The sequence below is a fragment of the Bradyrhizobium sp. BR14999 genome (genome assembly GCF_056106085.1).
Genome location: NZ_CM148536.1, coordinates 2,513,688 through 2,528,990 on the forward strand (window position 1 = coordinate 2,513,688; position 15,303 = coordinate 2,528,990).

Here is a 15,303-nt window from a genome sequence, read left to right on the forward strand (position 1 = left end):
CGACCGCGCGCTAGAAATGCGGCTATCCGCCATGAGCACCGGCGTCGATACTACAAATAATACTGGCGACCGCAGCCACGTTGGCACCGAGATGCCGCGTGCAGGGCCATCAACTCCATCACTTCAAGAGGGGCCAACAAGTTCCCAAAGACGCTGCGGATCTATCTCGGAGCGTCATCGGCGATATCGGCCGCAAGATTGAGAACAACGGCGGACGCCAAGCGATGTTCGCTTGCGCCGCCGTGCGCGCGCGGCTATTCCAGAGATCCACTATCTGTGTCAACGTGTTGGCTTGATTGACACACACACCTGCGGAAGCGGCGAACGTCAGATTGCTCGGGCTGAAAGGCCTCAACTAGAATCGGCAGGGCGTTCGCAGGATCGCTGTTGCCACATACGAAAATATCAGCGGCCGCGTAGGACCTCTCAGGCCAAGTATGTAACGCAATGTGCGATTCGGCCAACAGGGCTATAGCGGAGACGCCGTGCCCCGGATAGAATTTATGAACATGAAGGTGGAGTAACGTCGCCCTCGCCGCACGGATGGCCTTTCGGATTGCATCTTCCGCAATGGTCGGATCGTCGAGATTCTTCGCTCCCCACAGGTCGACAATCATATGCGTTGCACCGGAGGACGAAGCCGCTGGAGCTTCCTTCTCAGTATCAAGGGCTTCCTTCTTGCTAACAATAGTCACTAAAAAATCTCCATTGGACTATCGGCCCATTAAGCTGAGTTGTTCGGGATTTAGAAGAGAAGGTGACGAGCTGGCATCAGTGATGGCGTCGCAAATGAAGCAAGTAGCGTGCCGCTTGGAAATTGAGGGATTTTCGGTTATTCATACCGGCTGCAAGTGTCGAGTTGTCGACAATGGTCTTAAAGCTGACAATCACTCTGTAGCGTCCGACAGTATGCTGCATAGCAAGAATCCGCCCCTCTCGCTGCAGCAGAAGGACTTTTATTGGCCTTCAGAATTTCGATCTCAGCTACGAAACTGTGAAAGCCAATCGGTATCACTGAGAACGAAGCCGGTCTGGACGCTGGGCCCGTCTACCCGCACAGTGCTCGAGCCGGCTACGCCGCGGCTATCGAAGCTCGGCTCGTGGGGAAATCGTCACCATCGATCACTCGCGCAACGCAGCTTACCACGCACGCGCGATAATAACACTCCGGCTCCGGCCTCGTCGTAGTGCTAAGCGGCCTTGCCGCAATATTATTTGTACCGGTTCTGCTGTACGCGACCAGACGGAAGCTGCTTTGACGCGCAAAAGGAATAGTCGAGCATGCATTTCGTGAAAGCTAAGCGGCACCGACGCGACACGAATGCGAACATCAGCAGACACCACGGACCACCCCGCCGTAGATGGCTCCGCCGGCGCGATTTGTCATGCTGGCCATAGCTATCGTATTGCGAAGGGAGCAAATGTTCGAGCGCTTAACGACTGTCTCTCAACGACTACGCAACCAACACAGGCCTCGCGGAAAAGGATCACGCGCCTCAGCCTTGGTACTGGCACAGTCGAGTCATCGCTTGCGGCCGCAGGCAAACTGCAGCCCGTCGAGCATCAAGTTTGCCTTTCACGCCAAGACCACCAAGCCATAGTGCAGGTACCTACAAATATAAGAAATGACAACCCGGAACGAATCTCCGGGCGCGCTGATTTGGGGGTCCAGCGGACCATCGCGTGTCTACTACAAGATCCGGTAGGTGCTAACACCAACTTGGGTCCCTAACGTCCCACCCTGTTCCCCTTCTGATCATCGAGGAAAATGTGGACGCAAAGGACGAGAAGATAACAAAACCGGCAAAACGGCACGCTGTGACTGGCAGAGGCAGGGTGGCTACGCAATGTACGCCCCGTTCAGGATCCTCGGTCTTCTGATTTAAGGGCCGCGCAGGGCGACGAATGGCGGGAGGCGTATGCCTACAAAAAATTGGTCAGGCAAAGATCTGCTTGTGGAACATCAACACATCGACCCGATCACTGGGATCGATCGCCTTGCAAGGTCGGATCCGGAGAGGGTTGCGCTGAGGTGCGGCGCAGACGCACTCACCTACAAGGCGCTGGGATTAAGATCGGATGCCCTCGCAAGGACGTTACGAGAGCATGGCACTCACGGCGCGGTGGTCGGCTATTGGGGCGAGCGAGATCTCGACTGGGCGACGACGGTAGTCGCAATTTTGAAGGCTGGATCAACGTACCTGCCGCTCGATCCATCGTTACCGGCGTCCCGTACATCATTCATGATCGAGCAAAGTCGCTGCGCTCTGATTATTGGCCCAGATCAGCTGGATTCGCTTAGCCTTTTCCCGGCCGGCAGCAAGGCCATCACGCAGTTCGTCGCAATAGAGGCGGCGCTGCGCGAGGTCCAAACTTCGTCTCTTGTGCCATCATCGAGCGACGATGGACTTGCCTACGTTCTATTTACGTCTGGCTCGACGGGCCAACCCAAGGGCGCAATGATCGAGCGCTTGGCCTTAAACAATCATTTGATGGCAAAGATTGAGGCTCTAACCCTCACTCGGACGGATTGCGTCGCGCAGACGGCGTCGCACTGCTTTGACATCTCGCTGTGGCAGCTTCTGGCAGGGCTTTGCGTCGGAGGCTGTATCGCACTCATTGACGATGCGACGGTGAGATCACCAGTATATCTTCTCCAAACACTTCAAGGATACCGCGTAACGGTTGTTCAATTCGTTCCGTCGATGCTTGCAGTATTTGTTGAATATCTGCAGTCGCTTGCGCCGGCTGAGCGGGCTCTGGACAGTTTGCGGATTATTTCTACCGTCGGCGAACCTCTAACACCCGGACTGGCGCGCGCGTGGCTTAGCTTATATCCCAGGGTCCCCATTCTCAACCACTACGGGCCGACTGAGTGCGCAGACGGTGTTACGCATCATTTGCTTTCCGTCCCGCCTGCGCTGGCCGACGCTTATGTACCGATCGGCAAACCGATTTCTAACCTTGAGGTTTATGTCGCGGACGGATCGCGGCTGTGCAACACGGGAGAGGTCGGCGAACTCTGTGTTAGCGGCGTTGGCGTCGCTGCCGGTTATGTCAACGACCAGGACCGCACCAAAGAGTGCTTTGGGCCAAACCCGTTCTCAAACGCCCCCTCGTTCCAGCGCCTATACAGGACAGGTGATCTCGGGCGCGTACGTTCCGATGGCCTCTTGGAATGTCTCGGTCGACGGGACCGTCAGGTCAAAATTCGCGGGCACAGAATTGAGCTGGGAGAAATCGAGGCCCGCCTCTCCGCTCATCAATTGGTGCGCGGCGCCGTCGCGGTCGCCTCCGTCTGCGCAGGCGTAAAGCTTACGGCGAGAGACATAGCCAGGACCGAACGGGAAACAGGATCGAGGCGACTCATCGCGTATGTATTGGCTCCGGCTGAAGTGGGGGAAGGCGAGCTCCAGAACTTTCTTGCCGAAGCGCTTCCCATCTACATGGTCCCAGAAAGAATCATCCACATCGGCAGTATTCCACTGACGAGGAACGGAAAAGTCGATTTTGGAGCGTTGCCGGACCCGACCAGTATTCGCCCTGCATTGCCGACGCCATTCGAGGAGCCGCAAACAGAGCTTGAGGCCCAGCTGTGTCAAATTTGGTCCGGCATTCTGCGTATCGAAAAAATTGGCGTGAATGACGACTTCATAAGCCTCGGCGGAGACTCTCTTAAGGCAATGCTCATATTGGGTCAGCTCCAGACTCTGCTCGGTGTAAGAACGGATTTCAGGCTGGTTGTGAATGGAACGATCCGATCGCTCGCAGCATCGATCGCGGCCCGAGTCGACTCGAAACCGTGCACAGCCCCGACGTGCGGTCAGCTTAAGCGTTCGCCCCTGACGCGTGTTCAGGAGCACTTATGGTTTCTCTCGCAGCTCGACCCTTCCGCCAGGAACTACATCATTCAAGGAGGCCTGCGAATAAAGGGCATCATCGATCTGGCCGCGTTCAATCGCGCGTGGACCGATGTCGTTCAATCCCATCAGGCACTTTCGGCACGCTTCATCGACGAGGACGGTCCGGTTCAGCTTTTCGATACTCCGCAATACGCAAGTCTTGAATTGACTGACGCAGATCATCTCACGGCTCAGGAAGCTGAGGAGCTGATCGCACAGTTACGGCGAAAAGAGCTGAACGGCAGCTTTGATCTCAATCAAGGCCATCTGTTTCGCGCGCGCATGATCCGTTTTAGCCCAGACAACCATCTCATACTGATCACCGCTCACGAAATCATCATCGATGCCTGGTCGATATCCGTCTTGCTCAGGGACCTTCGACAAAGGTATGTCGAGGCCGCCGCGTTCTTGCCAGAGAACCGCGTGTCTCTCTCGGCCTACGCGGTCTGGGAAACACAACAGATTACTCCGGAGTCGCTTGCCAACCAACGTAGCTATTGGCGTCGTCAGATTGGTGATGATCCGCCGGTTCTCTCGCTTGGAAGCGGACGAGCGCGGCCGAAAACAACTTCCTACCGCGGCGACTCCCATGCGGTCCTGCTTGGCAGCGAGCTCTCCAAGCAGGTACGGGAGTTTGCACGCCAACATGGGTGCACCACGTCGGCAACGCTACTTGCGTGCTTCAAGCTGCTGCTGCGGATGTATAGTGGTCAGGACGATATTATCGTTGGCATACCGCACGTCGTAAGGGATCAACCTGGCAGCACCGAAATTGTTGGCTTTTTCCTGAATATGCTGCCAATCCGCACCGCGATCGATGTCGGCCAGTCCTTTGCGGTTCATGCCTTGCGCATCCAGGGTCTGGTCAGCAATGCCATCGCAAATTCAGCATATCCATTCGGCTGGATGGTAAGGGATACCCATCTATATCGCGAAGCGGGACGATCACCGATCTTCCAGGTCATGTTCAACATGTACTCGGAGGCTGCGGAGCCACCTGGCCAAGATGGGTTGAATCTCACATTCCGCGAGTATGAGACTGGCTACGTAAAGTTCGATCTGACATTGTACGCCCAAGATCAGGGCGAAGAAATTGCTCTCCAGCTAGCGTATGCGGAAGACATATTTTCAAGCGATCTGATCGTCCGCATGGCCGACAATCTGCGCTGCCTGATTGCAGCCTGCATTGAGAACTCGCTCGCGCCCATTAAAGATCTGAGCTGCCTCAGCTCGTCAGACGTCATGATGCTGGACTCGCTGAATGGCTCGGCGCAGCCATATGAGGCTGAATGTTCGCTTGTCGAGGCGTTCGAGCAAATCAGCGTGTCTAATCGAAGCCGGGTGGCATATTTTGGCGATTTCGGCGAGATCACATTCGGCGATCTGCGGGATCGCGTAACAGCTATCAGATCGCTGCTACGAGCTTCGGACGTCGGGGCCGGCGATATGATCGCCATGCTGGTCGACCGGTCGCCCGACGTGGCCGCCGTTATTCTTGCTGCACGAGCCTTGCAGGCCATTGTCGTCCCTATATCGCCCGATTATCCGCGTGATCGGATCGAGAATATCCTGCGAGATAGTCAGGCTAAACTTTTAGTTCACGCAAATACCGCTGAACTTGGCTTCGACGTGTCGCCGGTCTGTCTATTGACCCTAGAAGGATCCAGCGTGCCCGCTCACGATTGTGAGTGTAGCGACAAACCATCAGATCATCCGGGAATTGCAAGCCTTATATACACATCGTCCTCAACCGGAAAGCCGAAGGGGGTTCTTATACCGGAATCGGCAATTCTCAATCGATTGAATTGGATGTGGCGACGTTTTCCCTTCGACAGCACCGACGTTATGGTTATCCAGAAGTCCGCATCACTCGTTGCGTCCGCTTGGGAGTACTTTGGAGGACTTCTGAAGGGGGTGCAGACGCTAATCCTAACCCAAGAGCAGTTGCTGGATCCAGATCTGTTGCTATGCGCATTGGTGAGACATCGCGCGACACGCTTATTTGCCTCGCCTCCCCTCCTGTCCGGTGTCATTGCTTCCCAAGAACGGCACTCGCGACAGACCGCCTTGCGGCTGGTCACAAGCAGCGCCGAACCGATGCCTCCCTCGCTCCCCGTTCGCTGGCGTGCGTATTTTCCGGGCGTTCCGTTGTGGAACTTCTATGGTGCGACGGAATGTGCATCCAATGCCGCTGTCTACGAAACATCGGATGTCTACGACGCCTCGTCGCTTGTTCCCGTTGGAGGCCCAATCGACAACGTCAAACTCTACGTGCTCGATGCCCAGCTAAATAGAGTCCCTGTCGGGGCTTCCGGTGAACTCTGCATCGCCGGACGCTGCGTGTCTGCCGGGTACTGGCGGGATCAAGATCGGACCAGCTGCTGTTTCGTGCCGAATCCGTATGATGACGGCCAATACAGAGTCCTATATCGAAGTGGCGATATCGCACGCATCTCAGCCAGCGGCGTGCTCGAGATTTGCGGCCGATCGGACAACCAGGTCAAAGTACGGGGCTTTCGCATCGAGCTGGAGGAGGTTGAAGCAGCCCTTGAGTCTCATCCGGCAATCACAAAGGCCGCGGTCGTGGCGGAAGGCATGGATAACCATCGTCGCTTGATCGCGAGCGTGGTTGCGGCTCGCGACAGTCTAAGCTCTGGAGATATCGTCACCCACCTGCGCCACACATTGCCATCCTACATGATACCAGCAGCCTTCCGTTTGGCTGATAGCATCCCCCTTACGGCAAGCGGGAAGGTAGATCGTTTTCGCCTGTCGTCCATTTCTCACCGCGACGTCGAGCCAGTTCCATCTGCTGAGCCTCGCACGAGGAAGGAGCGTATTCTTGCTGGGATTTGGCAGGATCTATTAGGCGCCAAGTGCGTCGGAATCGATCGAAGCTTCTTTGATATCGGCGGAAATTCGCTTCTCAGCGTGCGCTGCGTCACGCTAGCGCGCAAAGCCGGGCTGAATCTCACTGTCGACCGACTCTATCGAACACCGACCATCAGGGAGTTGGCGGCAGACGAAGCGGTGGTTACGCTCCATACCGCCCCCTCCGCGAATGGCTCATTGCCAGTCGCGCCCGCAATCTCATCTTGGAACCGTCTTGCCGGCTTCGATGAGCATTTCAACATCGGCGATCTGTTCTTCTTGCCCGCCGGCGTCCTGAACGTCCGAACGCTGGAGCGCGTTCTTGCCCATGTCATAGACAGGCACGAAGGCCTTCGTCTCCGTATTACTCGGTCTGTCGATGGTCTACGTCTGACAATCGGAACTAACGTGGCCGAACGCCTCGTGGAAGAGATTGATCTTGTTGGGATGCCCGACCTACAACAGCGTAGGACAATCGAGAGCATCTCAGCAAGACGTCAGCAGATGTTTCGGTTTGACGGCCAAACGCCTCTTGTTAACGTCACGGCATTCCGCACAGGAAAAAGCGGTGATTGCTATTTGCTGGTCCTGATGCATCATTTTGCAGCGGACGGGATCGGTTATCGACTGTTCCTGGAAGCATTGGATGCGGCGTACGATGCCGTTGCCTCGGGTCATGCCGTGAGTGGTCCCGAGAAAATACAAATGCTCTCTCCATGGTGGAAGCGCCTTGAGCAGTATGCGAACAACGAAGCGCCAGCCGAACTCAAATACTGGGAGAGGATTGACTACGATCAGTTCAATTTTCACGTCAGCGACACGTCATCAGGCGGCGCGACCTTCTCGAAAGTGACCGCGAGAGAACTTCACAATGCGAGGCTTGAAGGTCGCATGGATGAAGCGAACAGCCGATCGCTTTGGGAAGATCAGGCCAAGTACCATCTCGAGATTGACAAAAAAGCGACAGCTGATCTCTTCAATATTGCAGCCAGAGTAGCACATTGTCAGGACGTTGATGTTCTTCTTGCCGCCATATCTGGTGCCTTTGGACGCGTTTTCGGCAACTACTCGCTCTGGATTGATAGCCTTACCTCAATCCGAGGTCGGCTGTTTGGCGATTTCGACCCATCTCAGATCATCGGCCATATCAGCGAGCTTGTCCCGCTTCCCTTGATTCTGACCGGAACAGAGCAGCGTCCCGATCGTGCTCGTTCAATACACCGCCAGCGCAATGCCGTGCCGCGCGGAGGATTGGGGTTTCGGGCCATGAAATTCCTAAACCGAGATCCAGCCGTGCGGAGCCGGATCGATCGGCTGCCCTTACCCAGAATTGGATTGAATTATCGAGCTGGTGTGCAGCGCCATTTTCCACGCCGTCTCTTAGACAACGAACCATCTCCACTATGGATCGGCGAAGACATGGATGAAGCATCCGTGATTCACCTCTTCTGGTTCGACGTCGGATATCAAGCCGGCCATCTGCAGATTGAAGCGAGGTATGATTCAACCCAAGTCGGTTACGAGGTGACCCGAGATCTTTGCACCGCGTTGCAACATGAGCTGTTGCAGACGATTGGCGAATTCGGAAGAGCTCGCGACACTTTCACATGAATGAGCCAGATACGGAATTCGTCGTCGAGAGCGATCGCGATGTGAGGCCAAAGAAAAGGCAGCACGTCGATCTATTCGACCCCAATCTCTCGCGCCTCATCCTTCGGCTCGCCATTCCCTCTGTTGTCGGCTTATCGATCAATGCCTTACAGCAGATCGTCAACGCGATCTTTGTGGGCGCACTTGGCGCGCAGGCTATCGCAGCCGTCAGCATGGCCCTGCCAATCGTGGTCCTACTAGCAGCAGCCGGACAGGGGATCGGTGTTGGAACGGCGTCGCTCATATCTCGTCATCTTGGCGCTGGTGATGACCTGGAGGCGAGTCGAGATGCGAGTGCCGCACTTGCGCTCGCCGTTCCGATCGGTATCGCGGTCACTGCCGCTCTGCTTCTAAACCTACGAGAGATCTTCGTAATCCTCGGGGCAACTCCAACCATCATGCCCATGGCAGTCGATTACGCCGCGACGCTTTTGTTCGGGTACACCCTGATGCTACTAAACATCGTCAATGGATTCATTGTCAGAGCCGAAGGCAATACGCGTTTCAGCATGTGGACGATGATTACCGCCTTCATACTGAACGCTGTGCTTGATCCGGTGTTCATATTCCTACTGGACCTCGGTGTGCGAGGCGCAGCCCTCGCTACGCTGGCATCTCAGATCGCTGCTATTAGCCTCTATATCGCTCATTTTACGAAGATTCGCGGGGTGATCCTTGTCAGGATATCACACGTCTCGTTGGGGGCTGGTCGAATCAGACAGCTTGCGTTCATTGGGGCGCCGGCGTCCGCGACCAGTATTTTATCTGCTATTGCCGTTATGCTCTTGAACAGAGCCGCTGCGCCGTTCGGGGACGAGTCCATCGCGGCCGTAGGAATAGCCGTGCGAATCTTGACGATCGGCGCACTGCCTATTACCGGCTTCTGTATAGGTTCTCAAGCTATCCTCGGTTTCAGCTGGGGGGCACGCAACTTTGCCCGCGTATTGAAGGCTGCGAAGTTCATGCTCTCCATAACTGTCGCTTCTTCCATTGCGTATTCTGCGGCTGTTGTGATCTTTGCGCGACCTTTGGTCAGGCTGTTCAGCGATAGCGATAAGGTTACGGAAATTGCCGTCTCGACCTGCATCGTCTTCCATCTGTTTTTTGGACTGTTCGGCATTGAGAGTTTCGTAACGACGATGCTTCAGTCGTTCGGGAGAGCACGCCTCAGTGCGGTGGTGTCCTTCGCGAGGCAGGGTTATCTCTTCATACCGGCCGTACTGGTGTTCCCGGCCATGGCCGGTTTCAAGGGAGTGTTAGCCAGTCAAGCAATCGCTGAAGTGGGCGCCGGCATGATCGCACTATTTGTCATGTTCCACCAGTTCGCTGAGCTCCGACGAGCGCTCCCGCTCCCTACCGGCGTCACTGAAACCGCATGATGAGCTCGTCCCGGGTCTTGATCGCCAAGGGGGAGCTGCCGATCTTACGACCCAATCGGGTTTGAAGCGCGATCTCCGTCTCCTTGAGCGGTTGGCAGCGGCCAAAGGGAATAAGCCTCCAACCTCTGATGACCGAAAAGCCAGTTTCCTCGAAGCGATCAACGCGGAGAATCCAACCTGGCAAGTTCGGCCGCTTCGTACTTGCTTAGAAAATCTTCAATCGTTAGCTTGCGGAAATCTTGCAGCGCCGCATGCAGGCGATGGTGATCCCAGTCCCACCACGCAAGCCTGGCGAGCCGCCCGGCGATCTCCTCCGAGAATCGGGGCCTGACCAGGCGGGCCGGATTGCCCGCCACGATCGCGTAGGCCGGCACGTCTTTGGTAACGATTGCACCGCCTGCGACCACGGCACCGGTGCCGATGTTGCGGCCTGGAAGTACGATTACGCCGTGACCGATCCAGACATCGTGACCGATCTGGACCTGATGTTGCCTCCGCCAATCGAAGAATTCTACTTCATCACTCTCTCCGGCAAAATAGGCGCTTGCCCGATAGGTGAAATGCGATTGGCTCGCGCGGTGCATCGGATGGTTGCCAGGGTTGATGCGGGTCATTGCCGTAATCGAGCAGAATTTGCCGATCGTCGTGTAGGTGATTTGGGAGTCGTTTTCGACATAGGAATAGTCACCCATCGTCACTTCTCGCAGGATCGTGCGCGCACCAATCTCGCAATATGCACCGAGTGTTGCATCGTGCAGCTGCCCGGCGGGATGGACGGTCGGTTGGACTGAAAGGGTTTTGGCGGTCATAGCTGCTCTGCAAATGAACGGTGGGCGCTTGTTTTGAACGGGTTGATCATGATTTTCGGACTGGTCGATACTGTTTTGCTGGAATCTGAAGCAGTAGTGCACTGGCGACATCCAGCATCGCCGGGACGCAGGCCGCCAGCATGACATCAGTCCCTGTCGAAAACACTATCGGCCAGGAGTTCAGTCGGATTGCGCTCCGCCACGATCTGTCCCTTCTGGACGACAAGCGCTCGGCCGACCAGCGAGGCTACGAAACTGAGATCCTGATCGGCAATGATCATGGCTGTCTTTTCAAGCCGGTGAATCGACAACAAGCATTCGGCGATTTCGTCGGTCACCGAAGGCTGAATCCCCTCTGTCAGTTCATCGAGCAGAAGAAGCCGCGGCGAGCGAACCATGGCGCGCGCCAGGGCCAGCAACTGCGGCTCGCCTCCACTCAACGCCGCGCTGGGGCGAGAGAGAAGCGTTTCAAGCCTCGGAAAGAGATACAATATCTCGGCAAGCGGCTTTGCGTTGCCGACACCCGGCATCAAGCCCACGAGCAGCAAGTTCTCCTTGTGAGGTTGGGAAAACCCGCACCGCCTTGCGGCGTGTAACTGAAGCCCCGACGACTGCGCTTATGGGCAGGCAGAGTTTCAATGGCAACCCCGTCCAGCACGATTCGGCCGCCTTCGACCGGCAACAGTCCCATGATGGTCTTGAGCAACGTGGTCTTGCCCATACCATTGATGCCGATGATTCCCAGGATCTCGTGAGCGCCGAGATCAAAGCTTAAGCTGCGCAGAACCTGTGTCTTGCGTATCCGGAGACCAACTGTTCAGCTTTCAGCATGAATAGCGTCCGTCTTGCGGCCGAGATAGATGTCTCGAACAGTCTCGTTTGCCTCGATCTTATCCATGGTGTCCTCAACCAGCACTCGTCCCCTGTGCAAGACCGTAACATTTTGTGCGAGACGGGCGATGAACTCCAGATCGTGCTCGACCACGATTACCGTGGCGCGGACGTTGAGACGTTTGATGATATCGACGGTCCTCAACATCTCGTCGCGCGTCATGCCGGCGGTTGGCTCGTCGAGAAGCGCGAGACGGGGATCGCTCGCGCGCAGCATGCCAAGCTCGCACCACTGGCGATGCGCGTGTGAAAGCGTAACCGCCGGCTGCCTGGCAAGACGCGAGTCGAAGCCGATCTCGGCCAGCGCCAGTCCAGCTCACGCTTTGCAAGGCTTCTGCGCAGCGCCGCGAGTCGGATATTCTCCCGAACGTCGAGGTTCGCGTAGACGCTGGGGATCTGGTTCTTGATGGCAATTCCCAAGCGCGCAATACGATGGGTCGTCAGCCCCTGTAGGTCTCGGCCCTCGAAAAGAACGTGGCCGCTGGTCGGCTGGTGCTGATGGGTCAGGCATTTGAACAGCGTGCTCTTGCCGGCGCCGTTTGGGCCGATGAGGCAGCGGATTTCACCGGCCGCCACCTCGAGGTCGACGCCGTCAACCGCTGCAACACTGCCGAAACGCTTAACAAGACCGCGCGTTGCGAGAATTGGCGAGTCGCTCATGCCGGTTTCTCCTTCCGCCGCAAGTTGCCGAAGCGGTACGGGAATCTCAGATTCGACAGCTTGAGAAACGTCGGCAGCAGGCCCTGCGGAGCCAGCAGAACGAACAGGATGATCGTCGCGCCGAAAATAAGCTCGGTATTGAAAACCGTGTTGGAACCGAGCTGGCTGCTGAGAAGCTGGAAACCGAAGCTTGCTACGACTGGTCCAACGAAGGTCCCGAGTCCGCCGGCAATCACCCACAGAACGAATTGCGAGGCTTGCGGGAGATCGAAGACGTTCGGGCTAACGAAACCCATCACTGCCGTGTAAAGAGCCCCGCCAAGGCCCGCGATGGCAGCACTGATGGCAAAGCCAAGGAGCTTGTAGAATCGGATGTCATAGCCGAGGAGTTCGCTCCGCAACTCGCTCTCGCGAATCGCCGTCATGATCCGCCCTGCATCGCTCGTGCGCAGGAACGAGAGCAGAATGTAAATGCCGGCCAACGCTACCAGGCAGAGCGAGAAAGTTGCTTCCGTGGACAGCAATCCCTGGGGATCACCCGGCATATTGAGAGACGGTACGGCGGTGATGCCATTGAAGCCGCCGAGCGGCACCGGACCGATGTGAAACCAGGGGTCCGCAGTCGACGTCATGAAGGAATAGAAGATCAGCGTCACGCAGAGTGTAATGACACCGAGATAGACGTCTCCCAGACGGCTGAAGAACAGGAAGTAGCCAAGGACAAGCGAGAATACGACCGGCGACATGGTCCCAATCAAGACCGCGATCGTACTGTCGCCGAAGTTGGAGACTGCGATGGCATAGGCGTAGGCTCCGAGACCGAAGAAAACCGAATGTCCGAGGTTCAGGATCCCAAGCGTCCCCCAGACGAAGGCGAGCCCGAGCGCCGCGATCGCCATGGCCGAAAATGCCGACAGATTGACGAGATCGAATGGCTCCAGAACGAACGGCCCAAGGGCCGCGAACAGCACAAGAGCGGCTGGAAACAGGGCATGATTAAGTTGGCGCAGCATGATTTTATCGCCCTCCGGTCCACAAGCTGGAGACGCCCATCGGAAACAGGCGCAGGATGATATCACAGCCAAAAGCAACAGCGAGGCCTGACCGACGACCGGCGTCGCGAAATAGGAAAGCAACGCCTCAACTGGCCCCAGGATCGTTGCGGCGGACAGGAACCCCGTAATCAGGGCGCCACCACCGCTGATGACGGTGACAAAGGCGCGGGCAACATAGGCGGCCCCCATGTGCGGAAGGACGCCGGATATCGGCGCAAGTAGTGCACCGGCGAGGCCGCTGATGGCCGCGCCCATGATGAATGTGGCCGCATAGACGCGATCGCAATCGACTCCTAGGGTTACCGCCATCTCGGCGTTCTGCATTGCCGCCCGCGCGATCAGCCCGGATTTCGTCCAGTGCAGCGCCAACAGGGAGGCCCCTACCAGCAGCGCCGTGATGACGATCAGGAACAGCTGGTAAGCGCCGATGGAATAGGCCCCGACCGGGATATTGCCGAGCGGAGCACTCACGCCCATCGTCGTGTTGCCGAAGATGGCGGTCACCGCGCCGATCAAGAACAGGCTAAGCCCCCAGGTCGCCAGCATCGTCGTCACGAGATGACCGTAGAGCCGGCGAATGATGAGGCGCTCCACCACAGCGCCGATCAGGCCGACGACAATGGGGGCGACAACCAGCATGGAAAGCCAAAGATTGACACCTGCATGATTGGCGATCACGGTGGCGTAGCCGCCAAGCATGATGAACTCACCATGCGCGAAGTTAATGACCCGCATCATGCCGAAAATGATGGCTAGCCCCAAGCTGATCAGGGCGAGAAGCGCAATGGAGTTGACCACCGCGAAGCACAATATGACGAACTGGTCCATGATCTATCTCGGCTTGCGAAAACGGAGACGGGCCGGTGGGCGGCGGCGCCGGCAAATGTGCGGCGCCGCGGGCCCAGCCACCTAGATCTGCGGCATCAGAAAATCTGTCTGATTGGGATTGGTGAAGACGTTGCACTTGCCGCCATAGGTGTCCGGCGGAATCTGCTCCTTCTTTTCGATCAAGCTCCAGACACGGTTCTTGACTCTGATGATGTGAACGTCCTGAGTCGTGTTGTGGGTAGGGCCATCCGTGGTCATCACTCCGGCCGGGCCTTCCCACCGGATGCCGCTTTCGAGAGCCGCCAGAACCGGCTCCCGCTCGAAGCCGCCGGCACGTTTGACGGCTTCAGCCCAAAGCATGACGCCACTGTAGCCGCCAAAGACTTCACCGTTGATGTAGGGGTGGCTCTTGCCGGCTACGGCTTCGACCTTGGCCAGAAATTCCTTGTTCTTGGGCGTGTCGAGTTCCTGGAAGTAATTGTAGGCGACGATCACCCCGTCAGTTTCTTCCGGAGCAAGGACCTCGTGCTCATTGCCGGCGGCAAACACGATCGAGATGATCGGGATCTTGGTCAGCATTCCGGCCGCTGCCCACTGCCGGTAGAACGCCATGGCAGGGCCGCCAACGAGACAGGAATGGACGATATCCGGCTTTGCCGCCTGGATTTTGGCGATGGCCGCGGTGAAATCCGTGACATCCAGCGGGTAGTAATCATCTGCTAGCACTTGGCCGCCTTCGCGCTTGGCCATCACGTGGTTCCAGATGCCGAAATTGCGTGGCGCGTTATAGTCTGAGGCGATGTAGTAGAGCTTCTTGCCGAGATTTTTAAATGACCATTCGAGCAGCGGCACCACCTGCTGGTTGCCCCCCGTGTTGAGACAGAACGTGTTCTTCTCGCAAAGCCCGCCTTCGTAGAACGAGCCGTAAATGAACGGTATCTTGTACTTGCGTAAGACGGGGCGTGTGGCCTCGCGCGCGCCCCCGCTAAGCGCGCCTTGCACCATGACGACCTTGTCGTTCAATGCCGCCTTCTGCGCATATTGCGGATATTTGTTGATGTCGGACTGGCCGTCATAGACCTTGAGTTCGACTTTTTTGCCGAGCAGGCCGCCGGCGGCATTGATCTCCTCGACGGCCACCTTCATGCACAAATTAGAAGGGACGCCATAGATATCCAGCGCTCCCGACAAATCGTGCAGGGAGGCGATCGCCACAGTGTCAGATGCGGCGATCGCGCGGCCGGAAAATGAGCCGGCG

Annotated in this window: 10 protein-coding genes; 2 read left to right on the forward strand and 8 right to left on the reverse strand. The window is 57.0% G+C overall.

What is annotated here, in order from left to right:
- Window positions 1-254: 254 nt before the first annotated feature.
- Window positions 255-695: an adenosylmethionine decarboxylase gene (gene speD, locus ACR9YP_RS11655; protein WP_474219820.1), complete on the reverse strand. Its 441-nt coding sequence runs from the start codon at window positions 693-695 to the stop codon at window positions 255-257.
- Window positions 696-1,919: 1,224 nt separating this feature from the next.
- Here speD and ACR9YP_RS11660 point away from each other — a divergent pair.
- Window positions 1,920-8,384 carry an amino acid adenylation domain-containing protein gene (locus tag ACR9YP_RS11660; protein WP_474219821.1) on the forward strand — a complete coding sequence of 2,155 codons (6,465 nt, stop codon included), beginning with the start codon at window positions 1,920-1,922 and terminating at the stop codon, window positions 8,382-8,384.
- Window positions 8,381-9,802, forward strand: coding sequence for an MATE family efflux transporter (locus ACR9YP_RS11665; protein WP_474219822.1), 1,422 nt, complete (start codon window positions 8,381-8,383; stop codon window positions 9,800-9,802). Before ACR9YP_RS11660 ends, ACR9YP_RS11665 begins: the two co-directional genes overlap by 4 nt.
- A 158-nt stretch (window positions 9,803-9,960) precedes the next feature.
- Here the strand turns inward: ACR9YP_RS11665 and ACR9YP_RS11670 are convergent, their stop codons facing one another.
- The 7 genes from ACR9YP_RS11670 to ACR9YP_RS11700 form a co-directional block, all read right to left on the reverse strand.
- Window positions 9,961-10,611, reverse strand: a complete 651-nt coding sequence (locus ACR9YP_RS11670; protein WP_474219823.1) for an LbetaH domain-containing protein — start codon at window positions 10,609-10,611, stop codon at window positions 9,961-9,963.
- A 146-nt stretch (window positions 10,612-10,757) separates the two neighbouring features.
- Complete coding sequence (locus ACR9YP_RS11675) at window positions 10,758-11,150, reverse strand: ATP-binding cassette domain-containing protein (protein ID WP_474221046.1); 393 nt, start codon at window positions 11,148-11,150, stop codon at window positions 10,758-10,760.
- Complete coding sequence (locus ACR9YP_RS11680; protein ID WP_474221047.1) at window positions 11,141-11,413, reverse strand: ATP-binding cassette domain-containing protein; 273 nt, start codon at window positions 11,411-11,413, stop codon at window positions 11,141-11,143. The genes ACR9YP_RS11675 and ACR9YP_RS11680 overlap by 10 nt, the downstream gene beginning before the upstream one ends.
- A gap of 15 nt (window positions 11,414-11,428) precedes the next feature.
- A complete protein-coding gene (locus tag ACR9YP_RS11685) occupies window positions 11,429-11,719 on the reverse strand; it encodes a hypothetical protein (protein ID WP_474219824.1) in 291 nt (96 codons plus the stop codon).
- Window positions 11,662-12,162 carry an ATP-binding cassette domain-containing protein gene (locus ACR9YP_RS11690; protein WP_474219825.1) on the reverse strand — a complete coding sequence of 167 codons (501 nt, stop codon included), beginning with the start codon at window positions 12,160-12,162 and terminating at the stop codon, window positions 11,662-11,664. The genes ACR9YP_RS11685 and ACR9YP_RS11690 overlap by 58 nt, the downstream gene beginning before the upstream one ends.
- Window positions 12,159-14,045, reverse strand: a complete 1,887-nt coding sequence (locus ACR9YP_RS11695) for an ABC transporter permease (protein WP_474219826.1) — start codon at window positions 14,043-14,045, stop codon at window positions 12,159-12,161. The genes ACR9YP_RS11690 and ACR9YP_RS11695 overlap by 4 nt, the downstream gene beginning before the upstream one ends.
- Before the next feature lie 81 nt (window positions 14,046-14,126).
- The gene (locus tag ACR9YP_RS11700) at window positions 14,127-15,260 is read right to left on the reverse strand and encodes an urea ABC transporter substrate-binding protein (RefSeq protein ID WP_474219827.1); all 1,134 of its coding nucleotides are present in this window, start codon (window positions 15,258-15,260) and stop codon (window positions 14,127-14,129) included.
- Window positions 15,261-15,303 lie beyond the last annotated feature (43 nt).

Excerpts from the sequence above, each read along its gene's own strand:
- ACR9YP_RS11660 (WP_474219821.1), top strand. The coding sequence starts at position 1,920 with ATGCCTACAAAAAATTGGTCAGGCAAAGATCTGCTTGTGGAACATCAA.
- ACR9YP_RS11665 (WP_474219822.1), top strand. The coding sequence starts at position 8,381 with ATGAATGAGCCAGATACGGAATTCGTCGTCGAGAGCGATCGCGATGTG.
- ACR9YP_RS11670 (WP_474219823.1), bottom strand. The coding sequence starts at position 10,611 with ATGACCGCCAAAACCCTTTCAGTCCAACCGACCGTCCATCCCGCCGGG.
- ACR9YP_RS11685 (WP_474219824.1), bottom strand. The coding sequence starts at position 11,719 with ATGCTGCGCGCGAGCGATCCCCGTCTCGCGCTTCTCGACGAGCCAACC.
- ACR9YP_RS11690 (WP_474219825.1), bottom strand. The coding sequence starts at position 12,162 with ATGAGCGACTCGCCAATTCTCGCAACGCGCGGTCTTGTTAAGCGTTTC.
- ACR9YP_RS11695 (WP_474219826.1), bottom strand. The coding sequence starts at position 14,045 with ATGGACCAGTTCGTCATATTGTGCTTCGCGGTGGTCAACTCCATTGCG.